The sequence below is a fragment of the Haloferula sargassicola genome (assembly GCF_040362925.1).
Classification (GTDB): Bacteria; Verrucomicrobiota; Verrucomicrobiia; order Verrucomicrobiales; family Akkermansiaceae; genus Haloferula; species Haloferula sargassicola.
Map to the genome: position 1 here is coordinate 66,156 of NZ_BAABRI010000010.1, position 16,207 is coordinate 82,362.

The 16,207-nt window shown below is 66.2% G+C and carries 14 protein-coding genes; 8 read left to right on the forward strand and 6 right to left on the reverse strand.

The window, feature by feature from the left end; translation table 11 throughout:
- Nucleotides 1-74 precede the first annotated feature (74 nt).
- Nucleotides 75-908 carry a GumC domain-containing protein gene (locus ABXH26_RS10185; protein ID WP_353566958.1) on the forward strand — a complete coding sequence of 278 codons (834 nt, stop codon included), beginning with the start codon at nucleotides 75-77 and terminating at the stop codon, nucleotides 906-908.
- A gap of 417 nt (nucleotides 909-1,325) precedes the next feature.
- Here the strand turns inward: ABXH26_RS10185 and ABXH26_RS10190 are convergent, their stop codons facing one another.
- Both ABXH26_RS10190 and ABXH26_RS10195 read right to left on the reverse strand, forming a co-directional pair.
- A complete protein-coding gene (locus ABXH26_RS10190) occupies nucleotides 1,326-2,369 on the reverse strand; it encodes a 3-deoxy-7-phosphoheptulonate synthase (protein ID WP_353566959.1) in 1,044 nt (347 codons plus the stop codon).
- A gap of 74 nt (nucleotides 2,370-2,443) precedes the next feature.
- Nucleotides 2,444-3,547, reverse strand: a complete 1,104-nt coding sequence (locus ABXH26_RS10195; protein ID WP_353566960.1) for a Gfo/Idh/MocA family protein — start codon at nucleotides 3,545-3,547, stop codon at nucleotides 2,444-2,446.
- 493 nt (nucleotides 3,548-4,040) lie between these two features.
- Between ABXH26_RS10195 and ABXH26_RS10200 the strand changes: the two genes are divergently transcribed.
- On the forward strand, nucleotides 4,041-4,853 hold the full coding sequence (locus tag ABXH26_RS10200) for an MBL fold metallo-hydrolase (protein ID WP_353566961.1): 813 nt from the start codon (nucleotides 4,041-4,043) through the stop codon (nucleotides 4,851-4,853).
- A 21-nt stretch (nucleotides 4,854-4,874) separates the two neighbouring features.
- Here ABXH26_RS10200 and ABXH26_RS10205 read toward each other — a convergent pair whose 3' ends face one another.
- Entirely contained in the window at nucleotides 4,875-5,882 is a 1,008-nt protein-coding gene (locus ABXH26_RS10205) for a hypothetical protein (protein WP_353566962.1), read from the reverse strand.
- Nucleotides 5,883-6,638: 756 nt separating this feature from the next.
- Between ABXH26_RS10205 and ABXH26_RS10210 the strand changes: the two genes are divergently transcribed.
- From ABXH26_RS10210 to ABXH26_RS10230, 5 genes are all read left to right on the forward strand, one after another.
- Nucleotides 6,639-7,418, forward strand: a complete 780-nt coding sequence (locus ABXH26_RS10210; RefSeq protein ID WP_353566963.1) for a hypothetical protein — start codon at nucleotides 6,639-6,641, stop codon at nucleotides 7,416-7,418.
- 1,259 nt (nucleotides 7,419-8,677) lie between these two features.
- Nucleotides 8,678-8,944 carry a hypothetical protein gene (locus tag ABXH26_RS10215; protein ID WP_353566964.1) on the forward strand — a complete coding sequence of 89 codons (267 nt, stop codon included), beginning with the start codon at nucleotides 8,678-8,680 and terminating at the stop codon, nucleotides 8,942-8,944.
- Between the two features lie 180 nt (nucleotides 8,945-9,124).
- Entirely contained in the window at nucleotides 9,125-9,745 is a 621-nt protein-coding gene (locus ABXH26_RS10220) for a hypothetical protein (protein ID WP_353566965.1), read from the forward strand.
- Nucleotides 9,746-10,257: 512 nt separating this feature from the next.
- Entirely contained in the window at nucleotides 10,258-11,574 is a 1,317-nt protein-coding gene (locus tag ABXH26_RS10225) for a DUF2868 domain-containing protein (protein ID WP_353566966.1), read from the forward strand.
- On the forward strand, nucleotides 11,571-13,010 hold the full coding sequence (locus ABXH26_RS10230; protein ID WP_353566967.1) for a GTPase/DUF3482 domain-containing protein: 1,440 nt from the start codon (nucleotides 11,571-11,573) through the stop codon (nucleotides 13,008-13,010). Before ABXH26_RS10225 ends, ABXH26_RS10230 begins: the two co-directional genes overlap by 4 nt.
- A gap of 316 nt (nucleotides 13,011-13,326) precedes the next feature.
- Here ABXH26_RS10230 and ABXH26_RS10235 read toward each other — a convergent pair whose 3' ends face one another.
- The 3 genes from ABXH26_RS10235 to truA form a co-directional block, all read right to left on the reverse strand.
- Nucleotides 13,327-14,457 carry a serine hydrolase domain-containing protein gene (locus tag ABXH26_RS10235; protein WP_353566968.1) on the reverse strand — a complete coding sequence of 377 codons (1,131 nt, stop codon included), beginning with the start codon at nucleotides 14,455-14,457 and terminating at the stop codon, nucleotides 13,327-13,329.
- An 80-nt stretch (nucleotides 14,458-14,537) separates the two neighbouring features.
- Nucleotides 14,538-15,005 (reverse strand): tetratricopeptide repeat protein, encoded by a 468-nt coding sequence (locus tag ABXH26_RS10240; protein WP_353566969.1) that lies wholly within the window; start codon nucleotides 15,003-15,005, stop codon nucleotides 14,538-14,540.
- A 67-nt stretch (nucleotides 15,006-15,072) separates the two neighbouring features.
- Complete coding sequence (gene truA, locus ABXH26_RS10245) at nucleotides 15,073-15,843, reverse strand: tRNA pseudouridine(38-40) synthase TruA (protein ID WP_353566970.1); 771 nt, start codon at nucleotides 15,841-15,843, stop codon at nucleotides 15,073-15,075.
- 94 nt (nucleotides 15,844-15,937) lie between these two features.
- Between truA and ABXH26_RS10250 the strand changes: the two genes are divergently transcribed.
- Nucleotides 15,938-16,204 carry a DUF167 domain-containing protein gene (locus ABXH26_RS10250; protein ID WP_353566971.1) on the forward strand — a complete coding sequence of 89 codons (267 nt, stop codon included), beginning with the start codon at nucleotides 15,938-15,940 and terminating at the stop codon, nucleotides 16,202-16,204.
- Nucleotides 16,205-16,207 lie beyond the last annotated feature (3 nt).

A 16,207-nucleotide genomic window follows, 5' to 3' on the forward strand; every position in this document is an offset into this window, starting at 1 on the left:
CCATGTTGGGGGAACGTTGAGGGGAGATGTGGTTTTGCAATTGTGCTGCGAAGTGAAGCCTGCGATGAGCCGGGATGATGAAGCGATACTGGTGGGTGATTCCCGTGTTGGCGGTGGTCGGAGGTTCGATCGGATTGTTGGCCGCGGGAGTGGTGACCTACGTGATGCCGAAGATGTATGAATCAAGGTCGGTGCTGCAGGTGAGACCGGTGCCGATCGGCGGCGTCGCAGGAAGCGTGAACATGGCGACGGAATTCGAAATCATCGACTCGGTGGAAATCCTGGATGAGGTCGCTCGCAGGCTTGATCTGGCGAACCACTGGAACCTGACCGCGGACGAGGTGCGTGAGTTGCTGCGTGACCGGATCGAGCCAAGCCACATCAAAGGCACCGACCTGGTCGAGATCAAGGTGCGGGCATCCAATCCGCAGGATGCGCGGGCTGTCGCAGCGGCGGTGAGCGAGGCTTACCGTACTTGGAAAATGAGCCTGGCAAAGCAGCGTGTCGATGGCCGGCTGGACGAAATGAGGGCCGCTCTCGAGGCTCAGGAGAAAATCGTGGAGGAGAAGCGCCGGGCCCTGGACCGCGAGGGTGGTGATTCCGGATTGGTTCGTCCTCTGAGGAAGAGCTTTGACCCGCCCCAAGCGGGACTCGACGCGGCGCAGGAATTCGAGGCGGCTCAGGAGGAACTGGAGCGCCTCAAGATCGAGCAAATCGGCAAGCAGATGCAGAAGAGAATCTCGGAAGATCCGGTGATCGTTCATGAGGAGCCGGTGGAATCGACCGTTCCCGTGAGCCCGAATGTGGCACTGAACCTGGTGATTGGCACCGTCGCGGGAATGGTGGGTGGGGCGACGCTGGGGGTGCTAATGTCGCTGCTGCTGGATAAACGGCGCGGAGTTGCCTAAAGAGCAAGGCTGCGGCTGCATGTAGTTCCCCCTTCAGGGGGTTGCGGAGCCCGGGCGAAGAACTCTGGCAGCGCAACCCCCTGAAGGGGGAACTACATGCAGCCGGTGGCGCGCTTTTGCGGCGGTTCCGAGGCTTGTGGGGCGCGGAGCCCGGGCGAAGAACTCTGGCAGCGCGGCCCCCTGAAGGGGGAACTACATGCAGCCGGTGGCGCGCTTTTTGGAGATGCTCCGAAGCTTGTGGGGTTGCGGAGCCCGGGCGAAGAACTCTGGCAGCGCAACCCCCTGAAGGGGGAACTACGTGCAGCCGCCAGCGCGCTTTTTGGGGATGCTCGCGGCTTGTGGGGGTCGGAGTCCGGGCAACACCCTTGGGCAGTGCCGCCCCTTGCAGGGCGGACAACCTGCAGCCGGCGGCGGGCTTCAGAGCTTCTCCGCGGCTTCGTTGAGCAGGCGCTCGGTGGTTTCCCAGTCGATGCACTTGTCGGTGATCGACTGGCCGCGGACGAGCTGACCGGGAGGCTGGGGAAATCTCTGGTTGCCGCAGACGAGGTTGCTTTCAAGCATCGCGCCGATGATCGAGGTGTCGCCCCCGGCGCGCTGGCGCACGATGTCCTCAAACACCGCCGGCATCCTGCTGTCGTCCTTGTCGCAGTTGGCGTGGGAGGCATCGATCATGATCGCCGGGGCGAGCTTCGCGGCCTCCAGGGCGGCGCGCGCCTTGGCGACCGAGTCGGCGTCGTAGTTGGGCCCGTTTTCCCCGCCGCGCAGGATGACGTGGCAGCCGGGGTTGCCGGTGGTGGTCACGGCCGAGGCCACGCCCTGCTCCGACACACCGAGAAAAGTCTGCGGCTTGCTCGAGGCCTTGACCGCGTTGATCGCCGCCACCAGGTCGCCGGAGGTGCCATTCTTGAAACCGACCGGCATCGAAAGCCCGGAGGCCATCTGGCGGTGGGTCTGGCTCTCGGTGGTGCGGGCCCCGATCGCCGACCAGCAGATCAGATCGGCGATGTATTGCGGCGTGATCGGATCGAGCAGCTCGGTGGCGGTGGGCAGGCCGAGGTCGATCACCTGGCGCAGGAAAGTCCGGGCCTGCCTCAGCCCTTCGGGGATGTTGTCGGTGCCATCGAGCGCGGGATCCATGATCAGGCCCTTCCAGCCCACGGTGGTCCGCGGTTTCTCGAAATACACGCGCATCACCAGGTAGAGCTTGTCCTTCAGGCGTTCGGCCAGCGCGGCGAGACGTTGGGCGTATTCGTAGCCGGCCTTGGTGTCGTGGATCGAACACGGTCCCACCACCACCATCAGCCGCGGGTCGGAGCCGAACAGGATCGAGTGGATCGATTCCCTCGACGCGGCCACGAAGTCCGCCTGCTTCTCGCTGCGCGGGATTTCCGACAGCAGCAGGGCGGGCGCGGGCAGCGGGATGTTGCGGGCGACGTGGAGGTCGGTGACGCGGGTGCTCATGGGGATGAGCTTGGAGCCGCGGCGGCGGGCAGGCAAGGAGTGAGGAAACGGGAGTGCGTCACCCGCCACGCGCCTCAGTAAAGGAACTTGCCGAACTCGTAGGGCTTGCCGGCATCGGCGGCTTCCATGATGCCGCGGATCACGCGGATGTCGCGGCGGCCCATCTCGCCGGGCACCTTGCTCGCCTCGCCCTTGAGGATGGCCAGCGCCTGGCCGTCGATCTGGAGCGCCTGCTGGTTGACGTGCGGGAAGTCCATCGGGCCCTCCGGCGTGCTGCCCTTCTGGCCGCCGTAGCCGTACACCGGGGAAAGCTCGATCATGCCCTGATCGGTTTCCACCTTGAGCCAATTACCAGACTTTCCGTAGCTCGCCATGCCGGCGGCCTTGCGTCCGCCCTCGAATTCCAGCTCCCACTCGTAGGTTTCCGGGACCTCGGTGAAGATGTCCTTGCGCTCGGTGCTGTGGTTCGCCGTCACGCGCAGCGGCCGCGCCTGGGCGGAGTAGAGCTGGCCCTGCACGCAGTAGACGCCGAGGTCGTAGAGCGCGCCCTGGATGCCGAGTTCCTTGCCGATGCGCCACTTGTTGAGCCCGGTGAAGTTCGTCATCCGCGAGGCGTTGGTGGCGGAGATCGATTTCCAGTCGCCGAATTCCTTCGTTTTCATCGCCTCAATGAGCCGCAGGTTGTAGGGCTCCCAGTGCAGGCGGTAGCCGATCTGCAGGGTCACGTCGTTCTTCTCCGCGGCCTCGATCATGCGGGTGCAGTCCTCGACCGTCGGGGCCATCGGTTTCTCGGAAATGACGTGCTTCCCCGCCTTCGCGGCGCGGATGGAAAACTCGTCGTGCAGGCCGGTCGGCGTGACGACATACACGATGTCGATGTCCTTGTTGTCGGCGATCTCGTCGAAGTTGTCGTAGTTGTAAACGTTGCCATCGGGGATGGCATATTTCTCCTGCCAGGTCGGGACTTTCTCCGGCGAGCCGGTGACGATGCCGGTGAGCCGGGCGTGCTTCGTTTCCTGCAAGGCGGGCGCGAGCTGGTGGGTGGCGTAGTCGCCCAGGCCGAGCAGAGCGATGCCGAGCTTGCGGTCGCCCGACTCCTGGGCACGGAGCGGAAGATAAGGCGCGAGCGCGGTGGCGGCTCCGAGGCGGGCGAAGGTGCGGCGGGAGATCGAGGTCATGGGAAAAAGCGGGGTTCGGGAGATGCAAACGGCCCAAGGTAGCCCGATCTTCCTCACGGGAAAGCAGTTCTTGGGAAAGTCCGTGGTCAAAAAAGGAGCGGCGTGCCTGCGGCCGCCGACCCTCCGAGCCCGCCTCCCTCGCGAAGCCGGCACCACCACGGGTCTGTGAAGCTCAAGAATTTCCGTCCTCAGTAGCGGGTAGCGGGTAGCGGGTAGCGGGTAGCGGGTAGCGGGTAGCGGGTAGTGGGTAGTGGGTAGCGGGTAGTGGGTAGTGGGTAGCGGGTAGCGGGTAGCGGTGAGCAGTGAGCAGCGACCACGGACCAAGGACCAAGGACCAAGGACCAAGGACCACGGACCACGGACCAAGCACCCAGCACCAAGCACCAAGCACCAAGCACCAAGCACCAAGCACCAAGCACCAAGCACCAAGCACCAAGCACCAAGCACCACTTTCTCCTTGGCCGCACCGGGGTGGTTCCGTGAGGGTCGGCCCATGCGGTTTGCGGTCCTGGGGAGCGGCAGCGGAGGCAATGCCACGGTCATCGAGGCCGGCGGCGTGCGCGTGCTGGTCGATGCCGGGCTTTCCGCCAAACAGATCTGCCTGCGGCTGAAGGCCGTCGGGATCGCGCCGGAGTCGCTCGACGCCATCCTGCTGACCCACGAGCACGGCGACCACGTGCGCGGCCTGCGGGTGCTCATGAAGGCCCTCCGCACGCCCGTCTATGCCACCGCCTCGACCTCCCACGTGGTGCGCGAGGGGCTGGACGGGATCCGCTGGAAGATTTTCGAAAGCGGCGGCCGGTTCGCCATCGGCGGGCTGGAGGTGGAGAGCTTCGCGGTGCCGCACGACGCGGTCGAGCCCGTCGGCTACGTCTTTCGCGCGGCGGAGCGCTCCTTCGGGCTGGTCAGCGATACCGGCCACATCACGGAAATGATGCTCCGCCGGCTGCGCGGCGTGGAGAGCCTGTTCGTCGAGGCGAACTACGATGACGCCCTGCTCGAGGCCGACCTGAAGCGCCCGTGGAGCACCAAGCAGCGGATCTCCTCGAAGCACGGCCACCTGTCGAATGCCCAGGTGGCGGAGTTCGTCGGCGGGCTGGTGGCGGATGGCCTGAAGCGGGTCGTGCTCGGCCACCTCAGCCGCGATTGCAACACGCCCGAGACGGCCATTTCCGCGCTGGCGGCCTGCGGGCTGCCGGTCTGCTGCGCCGGCCAGGACGAGCCCTGCGGCTGGCACGAGGAAATGCCGGCCTGCGGCATCGAGTTCGCGGCCGACGAGCTGTTCGGCGGGCTGCCGGCGGCCTGACTTCCGGAGCCGGCGGCCTCCTTATTGGCGATAGGGAGCCAGCGCGGCGTAACCGTCTCCGGTGAGTTCCAGGATATAGCCAGTCGGCATGAAGAACGCCTTCACCTGGCGCTCGCGGGCGATCCGGATGTTCTTGGATTGGAGAAACGCGCGCACCGTCCGGTAATGACTGTCTCCGAGAGAAGTCTTGTTTCCGCCCGCCGTGGTGGAGGGGAGCATCACGAACAAGGTGCCCCCGTTCGGTGTCGCAGCGATTTTGTATTCGGTCTCACCGATCCGATACTTCTGAGTGGGCTGGTTGATGAAGCGGTTGTATCCCCGCGTGAAACCGAGCTGCTGGATCGGTTGCGGAGGGCTGAGAGGAAGGTCGGCGAGCCGCTCGGGAGAGGATCCGCTGGCTTTTGCGTAGCCGGTTGCCGGTGCCGGGGTGGATGCCCGCCCGCCTGAGCCCGCCTTTTTGTCCAGCTCGGCCATGATGCTTTCAGCGGCGAGCACGGCCGCCGCCCGATACCCCTCGCGAATGCTGGCGGGATTCGCCGCGAACTCGTCGAGGGTCTTCTGGAAGTTCGGACTGGCGGCCGCGATCGAGCCGTAGGCGGAGGCGCCGCCGGTGGATGCGAGCCTCCATGAACCGTAGATCGAAGGGCTGACCAGCACCTCGGATCCGCGTTTGCCGCAGCGGACGAAGCCGTGGCGGGTGATGGTGACCTCGATCCGGTTCGGAGAAACGGATTTCACCCGTGGTCCGAAAAACGGGTGCTTTTTGAGGCGTGGTTCCACCTCCTTGGTCACCAGGGTCCCGACGTTCCCCGGGACGGACTTCGCCACGCGGTCGAATGCCGCGGCATACTTCTTCTCGAAGTTCGACTGCTGCACCGCGTTGACGCCTTCCGCCAGCAGGGAAACCCCGGCATTGACGCCGGCTCCGGTGGAAAATCCCGCACCGGGCATCACCACCAGCGGTGCCTGGGCTCCTTCGTGACCGCGCGGCTTTTGATAAGCATCCGCTTTCACCACGGGTCCTGCCACGGCGATGCTGCCAAGCGCTGCCTTCTGTGAGTCAGACCATTTCGAGGAGTTCGTGCAAGACACCCCACTCAAAAGCACGACGACCGTGAGCCATTTCATGCATGTCTCATCGCATGAGCGGCAAAGCGGTCAAGGCCGTGAAACGTCAGTCATTCGCCGGGCCGAACTTGCCAGCGAGGCCAAGTTAGAAAGAGAGAGAGGAGGGGGCGGCGCGTGCGATGATCCATGGACTCACCGGGGAAAAGGTGAGTGTCAGGCATCACAGGCCGAGCGCATTCCATCTCTCCCACCCCATCCCGCCGCATCAAATGCGAGATGCACCATTTCATGCTTTCCAGCTCCGCAGTGGATGTTAGATGTTCTACGTATAGGAGAAGGGAATGGATTTCCACACCACCACGCTCGGATCCCGCAGGGCCTCCCGCATCACGCGGGCGGCACCCCTGGCACCTCCGGACCCCTCGTCGCCCCACCCGACCCCCCCTCGTGCCTGCACGAACCCTCGGCCGCCGCGCCGACTCCGCCCTCGTGCCTGCACGAGCCCCCCAACGCCCCGCCGACCGCACCCTCGTGCCTGCACGGACCCATGGTGCGCCCTCCGACGGCACCCTCGTGCGCCCCAAACGCCCCGCTGGACGCCAAAACGGCCCGGAATCCCCGAGCGTGGCACGCATTTCCGCCCCCGGACGCCCCGCCACCCGACCCCACCGACTCCTCTCTCCCCCCCTGACTCAGCAACATCGAACCACCAACATCATGCCATTCCGCAGACTACCTGACTCCGTCGCCACCTCCCGCGCCGCCCTTGAGACCGCCCGGCAGAAATACCTCGCCACCGCCGCGCCCCAGCGCCTCCTCACCGAGGCGCAGTTCGCGGACCACCTCGATCCCGCCACGCCCGCCGCCGGAGCGCCCGGCAGCACCCTCTACCGCCTCATCAAGGAAGCCGGGGAAGCCACCGCCGCCCTCGCCGCCCAGACCCCCGTCACCCGCGAGACCGAGCAGGCGCGCGCCTCCCTCGGCCTCCATATCTCCCACTTCATCCAGAACCTCAACAACGCCATCCTCCGCGGCGATCTCCCCTCGGAAACCCGCACCCTCTTCCAGCTCCCCCTCGAGGACGAGCGCGTCCCCCTCCTCGTCACCGATGCCGACCTGCTGCTCTGGTCCGATCACATCGCCGCCGGCGAAAACGCCCGCGCCCTCGCCGGAGGTGAGCCCCTCACCTGGCCCAGCGCCGCCCGCATCGCCCAGCTCCGCGATCAGCTCAGCCAGCTCATCGATACCCAATCCACCGCCAAGGACCTGACCGATGCCGAGCAGACCGACGTCCAGCTCCTCATGCCCGCCGTCACCGCCGCCATCAAAGACCTCTGGGACACCATCGAGTTCAACCTCCGCCACGAGCCCGATGCCCCCAGTCTCCGCCGCCGGGCCCGCGAATGGGGAGTCCACTACGCCACCCGCCCCGGCGAAGCACCCGACCCCGACGGACCTCAAGAACCCGACGGACCTCAAGAACCCGCCGTCTCCTGAGGCAAGAAAACCGCCCCTCCTCCCGAGCGCCCGTCCCGCGCCCGGCGAAGGGGGGGCCAAACGATCCCGCCTCCCCGGCGAAAGGTAGCGGAGGGAAAGGGACCAGGATGGATGGGATGGATGGGATGATGGATGGGATGATGGATGGGATGATGGATGGGATGGTTTCTTTATGGGATGGAGAGGACGAAGCCACTCGTATGTCTGACAGACCCGAATGGCGCGGAATGAAGCTCCGATGCGGCCCCGATGCGGCTCCGATGCGGCTCCGATGCGACTCCGATGCGGCTTCTTCCGTCCCGAAGGGACTTGGGAGATTAGCCGGTGGTGACAACCACCGGACCCCAACGGCCCAAGAAATTCAGCCCCGGCAGGGGCATCGGAAAGGGGTGCATCGCCAACGGTTTCCCTCCCCCCTCCCGGGCCTTGGGAGATGATGGAACGCGTTTCTTCCGCCACCGGCACATCTCCAGCGCCCCTCAGGAGTTATGAAAAGCCACCGAACATCCCGTGCCACTCCTGGCAGACCCGAATGGCGCGGAATGAACCTCCGATGCGACTCCGATGCGACTCCGATGCGACTCCGATGCGACTCCGATGCGACTCCGATGCGGCCCCGATGCGACTCCGATGCGGCCCCGATGCGGCCCCGATGCGGCTTCTTCCGTCCCGAAGGGACTTGGGAGATTAGCCGGTGGTGACAACCACCGGACCCCAACGGCCCAAGAAATTCAGCCCCGGCAGGGGCATCGGAAGGGGGGTGCATCGCCAACGGTTTCCGCCACCGCTTCGGGCTTGGTTGATGATGGAACGCTTTCCTTACGCCCCCGGCTAACGTCCAGAGCCCCGGGGTCATGAAAAACCACCGAAAATCGCTTGAGTCCCGTGCCATTCAGGTCCGAGGGGATTCGCGGTCTGACGACGGCATCATTCAGCGAGCAGGTGTGGCACGGGTGGGCGGGTGCCAGCGTGAAATCAGGGTTGGACTGGAGGTCGCTGGGTCGCGGGTCGTGAGGGCCTCGGAGCATCCGGAATGAGGAGGTGGGCTGCGGTGGCCCTGCCCGGCGGTCGATGCCCGCCGCCCCGATGCCGCCGTGCCCGCATTTTCCTTACTCTTTCTCGCTCCAAACACCTGGATGAAGACATAGAACGCCGGGTGAAGATGAGGCCGAAGAAGGTGACGCCGATCATGCCGGCGCACGTTTCTCGGCTTCGATTTCCACTGGAAACGAAGCCGGCGCCACCGTCGGCACGTCCGCGTGAGACGGACGACCAGCAAGAAGAAGTTCCGCGCGACCCTGCGCGACCAGGTCGCGACGCTGTCCCGCAAGCTGCAAGGGCACTGGAAGGACTTGATCGGCAACTCGGTGCGGCTGTGGCAACTGCTGCATCACGTCCGGCGCTTGGCCTTCAAATGGTGGAACCGCCGCAGCCAGCGGCGCAGCTTCACCTGGGCGGAGTTTGCCGAGGCATGGGAGCGGTGGAAGATGCCGCGGCCGAAGATCGTGGAACCCCCATTGCCCTGAAGCTGGCGGGAGGCTCGACAAGTCGAGAGAGCATGAGTAAACGATGAAGTCCGAAACAGAAACCAACGGCGTCGCGGAATCGAAGCGCGTCCATCCGAGGAGCCCGGTGCGGTCATTCCGCACGCCGGGATCTGCGAGGGGGGCGCCGGATGACCGGCGTCCCTACCTCAATGACAGGAAATGAAGAAGCCGATCGCCATTGTCGTAGCGCTGATGATTCTGACGATGATCATCGGTTTCGAGCGTATCGGCAGGGTTCTGCAGTTCGTGATATCGGACGGCCGCACCGAGCGGGTGAGGAGGTCCGGAGTGAGTGCCGAGGAGGAGATCAGGGATTCGCGGGCCACCGATTCCGCAACATTTCGAGAGGCCGACCGGAGTTTCTCAACGGATCACTCTCAAACTTCGGAGTTGCCCGATTCAATGAAGGAACAGGTTACCCGGGGCAGCAACCATTCAAGGAGCAACCATATCGGGATTGATGTCACCGGTCGACTTTCCCCGTTTCACTACATCCGATCATCCGAGATTACAGGGACTACCGAGATCACCTCCGCTGAGATCCAGCTGCTCCAACAAGCGGTGAGAATTCTAGGAGATGGACTGGAGCCCAGTGCGCTCATCCTCGATGCAGATGCCCTCACAACATCGGACATACCATTTTCTCTCGTAGTGCGGGAAGAATTCGACCTGACTGACCAAGCCAAGCAAATATACGAGCGGCTTCAGGCAGAGGGCTGGGTATCGCCGAACACCGGAGAAGCCGAGAAAGTCGACCAAGTTGGAGCAGCCGAGCGTTGACGGAGGTCTTGTCGCGCAGCGGTTTGTCTGGCAGGGACTCGATTGAAAACAGGGCTGGCCGCCGCAGCTACCCGGGACGGCTGAGTGCCGAACGACTCCATTTGGCGGGACCGCAAGCCTGAGCCATTGAGCGAGAACCTATCCGGCTACGGGTTACGGAGAATGACTGACGAGCACCGGGTGGTCTCCAAGGTGGCGTGAGGGAAATGGGCCAGGATGGATGGGCTTTTTCAGGATGGAGTGGATGAAGCCACCCGCATGGCTCAGACCCCATCGCTCGCTCTTCATATGGGCGGCATTTTCCCTTCATCATCCGGTTCATCCCTCAAATCCCATCCATCCTGATCCCGCGCTCCCGGATGCCCGAGTGGGAGGAGATGGTCGGTGGTGGCCGAGAGGGAGAAGGGTAGCCGCGGAAGACGAGTCGGGGCCGCCGGGTCTGCGGAACGTGGGCGTCCCGCCTTCGATGAGGGGAGGCTTGCCACGGGGGCTTGGTTGGCGAGATTGGGGACGTGGCGGATGCGCGCGAGGACCGATGGACGTTGGCGGAGTTGATCGACTTCGAGGCGGCGGTGTCGGCGTGGGATGGGAAGAGACCGCGGCGGGTGGCGAAGAAGTCGCGGGCGGCGGCGATGAAGTCGTGGTTCGTGGAGCAGGAAACGGCGGGTGTCGGACGGCGGTTTCTGGGCGCGCTGGGCGGGATCGGGTTTCTGCTGATGGTGCTGCTGGCCACCTCCGGCGCGGGTGCGGTGTGGGGCGTGCTGGACCTGGAAACGAAAGGGGTGAACGTGGTCTGGATGCTCGGCGTGACGCTGGTGGTGCCGTGGCTTTTCATGCTGCTGGCGATCCTGCTGTGGCTGATGCGCGGGCGGATCCCCGGCGGCGGCGTGGTGGCATGGATTGCGGAGCGGATGTCGCTGAGGTTTCTCAACCAGGAGACGCGCGAAGCGATCGAGCGGGTCCGGCGCAGCGGCGAGCTGGCGCGGGTGATCGGGTGGCGGCTTGCGTCGCTCACGCAGAGGGTCGCGGCTTCGTTCCACGCGGGGGCGATCGCCGGGCTGGCGACGATGGTGCTGGTCAAGCGGGTCGGGTTTTTCTGGGAATCGACGACCCAGGTGGCGATGCGCGGATTTCTCGAGGATGCGGTGGAAGTACTATCGTTGCCGTGGAAATGGGCGCTGCCGGAGCTGGTGCCGGACGTGGCGGCCTCGGAGGTGACGCGCGGCTGGATGGAGGGGGGGCTCGGCTGGTGGCCGTTCTCGATGCTGGTCCTGCTGGTGTGGGGGGTATTTCCCCGGCTGGTGCTCTCGACGTGGGCGCGGGTGAACGAGGCGCGGGCGCTGAAAAGCCTGACTTTTCAAGCACCGGCACATCGCAAGCTGTGGCGGGCGATGACCGAGGTGACGCGAGGCGAGGAGCCGAAGGGACCGGTCGACGGCGCCTTGGTGATCGCCCTCGGCGCGGAGCCGGAGCATGAGGCGCTGCGGCCGTTCTTGCTGCGCAAGCTGCGGGTGAATCCGACCGGCTGGGAAACTCTGGGCGTGATGGACGAAGGCCGCGAGGAGGCGGCGCGGGCCGCGCTGGCGAAGGCGCCGGCGGGGATCGTGCTGGTGGCGGAGGCGTGGTCGCTGGCGCCACGGCTGCTCGAGAAGGCGCTGGCGGAAATCGGCCGGGTGGCGGAGGGGCGCCGGGTGGCGCTGGTGGTGGGAAATCCCGAGCCCGGCGGCATGAAGGAGCCGACCGAGGCGGAGCGGGTGGAATGGGAGCGCTTCATCGATGGCCGCAAGGCTGGCGAAGCGCCGGAGCTGTGGTTTTTTGAGGCACCATGAACGACGACTGGTGGAACCCCGAGATCCCGTCCTTCGTGGTGGTTGGCCGCGTCAACGCGGGCAAGACCTCGACGCTGGCGACGCTGCTGGAGGTGGACAACGACGCGGTGCTGCGCATTTCGGCGACGCCGGGGGAAACCACGGGCGTGCAGGCGCTGCCGGTGGAGTACGACGGCGAGGAGTGGGTCCGTTTCCTCGACACGCCGGGTTTCCAGCAGCCGGTGGAGGCGATGCGCGAGATCGAAAAGATCGCCGGCGACCGCGTGCCGGGGCCGGACGATGTGAAGGAGTTCGTGGAGACCTGCGGCGCGCATTTTCCCGACGAGGTGCGGCTGCTCGAACCGGTGGTTCGCGGCGCGGGGATCCTGTATGTGGTGGATCCCACGAAGCCGCTGCGCGACTCGTTCCTGGCGGAGATCGAGATCCTGCGCTGGAGCGGCCGCCCGCGGCTGGCCTTGATGAACCCGCAGGAGCAGGGCGGCGGCTACGAGACTGAGTGGCGCGAGCGGCTGGGCACGGCCTTCAACCTGACGCGGACCTTCGACGCCCATGCGGCGAGGTACGATGAACGTCGTAAGTTGATGCTGGCGCTGCTGCAGATCGAGGAGCGGCACGCGGAGCGGATCGAGCGGGTCCTGCAGGCGATGGATGCGGAATGGGACCAGCGGCGCGAGGACGCGGCGGAGGCCCTGGTGGATTTCCTGGAAAAGGCGCTGACGCTGCGCGCTCGCGATGGCCTGGACGAGCGCGACCTGGGCGTGCCGGCCCGGCGCGAGCGCAAGATGGAGGCGCTGGTGGAGGAGTATTTCACGAAGCTGGCGAAGCTGGAGCGCGAGTGCCTCGACCGCTGGCTGAAGACGTACCGGCACCACCTGCTGCAGGCGGACATCGATCCGGTGCGGCATCGCGGGCTGGACCTGGAGCAGGAGGAGACGTGGCGGAAGTTCGGCCTGAACCGGTGGCAGCTCGCCGCGGCGGGGGCCGGCATCGGCGCGGCGGCGGGCGCGGCTTTCGATCTCGGCGTGGGCGTGCACAGTCTGGGTGCCGGGACGGTGATCGGGGCGCTGGGCGGCGGGGCGGCGGCCTTTTTGAAAGGCGGGGCGCTGCCGGAGCTGAAGGTGAGCGGGCTGGGCAAGCTGGGCTTCAAGTCGGGTGAGGGCCGTACTTTGGTGGTCGGTCCGCCGAGCAGTCCGAACTTTCCGTGGGTGTTGCTCGACTCGATGCTGGTGCGCTACGCGAGCATCCTCGAGCGGGCGCACGGGCGTCGCGACGCGGCGAAGATCCAGGTGGCGGAGGGCGACAGCCGGGTGCGGGAGTTTCCGCGCGAGCGGCGGAGCTTGTTGCAGAAGTGGTTCACCTCGTGCCTGAAGGGGAAGGTGGATCGGGGCCTGGAGCCGGAGGTTTTCGCCGCGGTGGTGGAGGCGCTGGGCGAGTAGAGGGGATAGGGGAGCCGGGTGATCGCTGCGGATCGGGCGGTCGAGCCCGAGTGGCCCGGAGGGGCGATGGAGATTAGCCGGTGCGGGTTTCAGGACGAATACGTCGAGATGTTGACGCGGCGCGGGGTGAAATCCGATGAGCGGTATCTCGGGTGATTCGGGTTCCGCCGCCCCTCCGGGGCGGGGTCTGGCGCTCGTGGAGTTCCGGTGGCTTGCGCCACCGACTGATTTCCGATGCCCCTTTTGGGGCGTGAGCGTCCGAGTGGCTGCTGAGGTGCGTGTCGATTCGGATCAACTTTCGGGGCCTCCGCACCGATCAGCTACCATAGAGGGCGTCGATGAGGCTGGTGGCGCGGTGGCCGGGCATGACGCTGAGCTCCATCTGGTTCATCACGTAGGCGAAGCTGAGGCCGTTTTCAGGATCGGCGAAGGCGTGGCTGCCGCCCGCGCCGGGGTGTCCGAAGGCCTTGGTGGCCGGGCCGTAGAGGTGGCGGTGCTTGCGGCCGATGTCGTCGAGCGGATCGAGCTGGCAGCCGCAGGAAAAGGCGGTCGGCTTGAGCAGGACGAGATCGTCGCCATCGACGATGCGGGTGGCGAGGGCGGCGCGGATGCTTTCACTGAACGGCCCGGGGATGCGGCCGGAGATGATCTGATAGAACTTCGCCAGCGCCGAGGCGGTGCCGATACCGCCCATGGCGGGGAAGCCCGCGGACCAGGCTTTCGGGTCGTTCATTTCCCGCACCGAACGGACATCCTTCGGTGAAGCGAAGGCGCGGTGGGTGAGACTGCCCTGGTCCTGGAACGCCTGGTAAAAGCCTTCCTTGAAGTCGGCGGGCGAGGCTTTTCCCGGATAGAGGGTGGCGACGCGGCGGTGCTGGCTGTGCGGCAGGCCGATCCAGAAATCGAGGTCGAGCGGGCGGGCGACGCGGGATGTCCAGAACCAGGCGAGCGGGCCGCCGGTGAGGCGTCGGACGGGTTCGTCCATGAGCGCGCCGAAGGTCCGCGGGTGGTAGCCATGGCCCTCGCCCGGCACCCAGGCGGGGGTCTGCGCCTCGATTGCGGCGACGATTTCCTCGTGCTTCCACAAGCTGGCGCGCTGGTCGAGGGCGGCGAGTCCGCACTGGTGCGAGAGCAGCTCGGCGAAGGTCGCGGTGGGGAGGGGGAAGCCTGGCCAGACTTCGCCGACGGGGGTGTCCGGGCCGAGGCCGTGCTGATCCAGTGCCAGCAGGAGGGTGGCGGCGGCGGGTGCCTTGGTGGCGGAGTAGACGGGAACCAGCGTGCGGGTGGTCCAGGGTCGACGGCGCTCGGCCTCGAACCATCCGCCGGCCTCGGAGATGATTTCCTCGCCCTCGATCCATACGGAAACGGAAGCTCCGAGCTCGCCGCGGGACTCGAAATTCTCCGCGAACTCGCTGAGGAGGGCTCCGAATCCTGCGGGTGAAATCATGGCGCGCCGAGGCTTCAGGCGGCGGAGGGAGACTGCAATATCCAATATTCAACAAGGCGCACCCCGGGACCCTGCCGGGCCTAGGGCAGCTGGCCGAGGGTGGCGAGGTCCTCGTCTTTTTCCGCCATCTGCCGGAACTGGCCGTCCATCTGGAACGCGCGGCGGAGGTGCGAGCGCGCGGGGCCCTTCTCGCCGAGGACGGCGTGGTAGCAGGCGATGTTGTAGTGGAAAAGCGGGTCCTCAATGAGGCAGGTCGGGCCGGTCATGAGCCAGTTGCGCGCGGCGGCGGTGTCGCCCGTCTCGTGCAGGCAGTAGGCGGCGTGGATGAAAAACCGGGGCTCCTTCGGCTCGCGCAGGCAGAGCAATCGACCCGTGTCGGCGCCGGCGTTCCAGTGGCCGGCCTTCATTTCGGCAACGAGTTTCAGCTCCAGTGCCTGGCGGCGCATGCGCTCGCTGCCATCGAGCCGGGACAACTCGGCGAGGGCTTCCTCGGGCGAACCGAGTTCCAGCCAGCCGAGGGCGGACGTCAGGATCCGGACGAACTCCATCGGTCGCAAACTACCCGACGCGCCGGGTCAGGGCAAACCTTCGTTCGCGGGGCAGGATGGATGCGATTCATGCGGACGGCAGCCATGCACTCGGATAGCTCACGTGCCATAAGGCCAGCCCGTGGGGGGGCGCGATCAGGCCGGACCTGGCTTCGGGGGGGAGTTTTTCCGGTTCGAGAAGGCGCGCGACGTCGGAGGGGCCCCCTTTCCCCGTGCCGACCTGGACGAGCAGGCCGACGAGGGCACGGCACATTTTGTAGAGGAAACGATCGCCCTCGAGGGTGATGTGCAGCGCGGGTCCGTCGCCTTGGAAACCGAGTCGGCGCAGGGTGGTGATGGGGTTCTTGAGCTCGCCGGGGCAGGTGACGGTGAAGGCGCGGAAATCGTGAGTGCCGGTGAGCTGCGCGGCGGCGGCGCGCATGGCGGCGAGGTCGAGCTGCTGCGGGACGTGCCAGCTGTCATGGCGGCGCAACGGGTGGTGCGCGGGATGGTTCCAGAGGGTGTAGCTGTAGGTCTTGCCGGTGGCGTCGTGGCGGGCGTGGAAGGCATCGGAAACGGACTCGGCGCGGGTGACGCGGATGTCGGCAGGGAGGAAATGGTTGAGGGCGACGGGGAGCCGGGCGGGCGGGACCGGCATTTGCCTGGACTCGAAATGCGCCGGCATGTCGTGGGCGTGGACGCCGGTGTCGGTGCGGCTGGCACCCTCGACGCGGATGTTTTCCCGCAGGATCCCGAACAGGGCCCGCTCGACCTGGTCCTGCACGCCGCGGCCGCTGGGCTGCGATTGCCAGCCGTGGTAGCCGGTGCCGTCGTAGGCGAGGTGGAGGAGGGTTTTCATGGGGTCCGGGTGGGTTTTTTGAACCACGGATTTCGGGATTTTGGGATCGATGTTCACCCTTGCTACCGGCTGCTTGCTACCTGCTACTCGCCCCATGCGCTTGCGGGTGAAGGCGACGCCGAATGCGAAGAAGAGCGAGGTGCTCGGCTGGGAGGAGGACCCGACCGCGGGCCGGGTGCTGCGGGTGAGGATCGCGGCGCCGCCGGTGGAGGGGAAGGCGAATGCGGCGCTGGAGAAGTTCCTGGCGCAGTGGCTGGGCGTTTCCCGCTCGCAAGTGCGGCTGGAGAAGGGCGGGACGAGCCGGGTGAAGTGCTTCGAGGTGCCGGATGAGGTGGCGGAGAAGTTGGAACGCGCCGGCTGAAGC

What these genes read in the sequence shown, in the direction of transcription:
- ABXH26_RS10185 (WP_353566958.1), top strand. Translation starts at nt 75, where the DNA reads ATGATGAAGCGATACTGGTGGGTGATTCCCGTGTTGGCGGTGGTCGGA.
- ABXH26_RS10190 (WP_353566959.1), bottom strand. Translation starts at nt 2,369, where the DNA reads ATGAGCACCCGCGTCACCGACCTCCACGTCGCCCGCAACATCCCGCTG.
- ABXH26_RS10195 (WP_353566960.1), bottom strand. Translation starts at nt 3,547, where the DNA reads ATGACCTCGATCTCCCGCCGCACCTTCGCCCGCCTCGGAGCCGCCACC.
- ABXH26_RS10200 (WP_353566961.1), top strand. Translation starts at nt 4,041, where the DNA reads ATGCGGTTTGCGGTCCTGGGGAGCGGCAGCGGAGGCAATGCCACGGTC.
- ABXH26_RS10210 (WP_353566963.1), top strand. Translation starts at nt 6,639, where the DNA reads ATGCCATTCCGCAGACTACCTGACTCCGTCGCCACCTCCCGCGCCGCC.
- ABXH26_RS10220 (WP_353566965.1), top strand. Translation starts at nt 9,125, where the DNA reads ATGAAGAAGCCGATCGCCATTGTCGTAGCGCTGATGATTCTGACGATG.
- ABXH26_RS10230 (WP_353566967.1), top strand. Translation starts at nt 11,571, where the DNA reads ATGAACGACGACTGGTGGAACCCCGAGATCCCGTCCTTCGTGGTGGTT.
- ABXH26_RS10235 (WP_353566968.1), bottom strand. Translation starts at nt 14,457, where the DNA reads ATGATTTCACCCGCAGGATTCGGAGCCCTCCTCAGCGAGTTCGCGGAG.
- ABXH26_RS10240 (WP_353566969.1), bottom strand. Translation starts at nt 15,005, where the DNA reads ATGGAGTTCGTCCGGATCCTGACGTCCGCCCTCGGCTGGCTGGAACTC.
- truA (WP_353566970.1), bottom strand. Translation starts at nt 15,843, where the DNA reads ATGAAAACCCTCCTCCACCTCGCCTACGACGGCACCGGCTACCACGGC.
- ABXH26_RS10250 (WP_353566971.1), top strand. Translation starts at nt 15,938, where the DNA reads ATGCGCTTGCGGGTGAAGGCGACGCCGAATGCGAAGAAGAGCGAGGTG.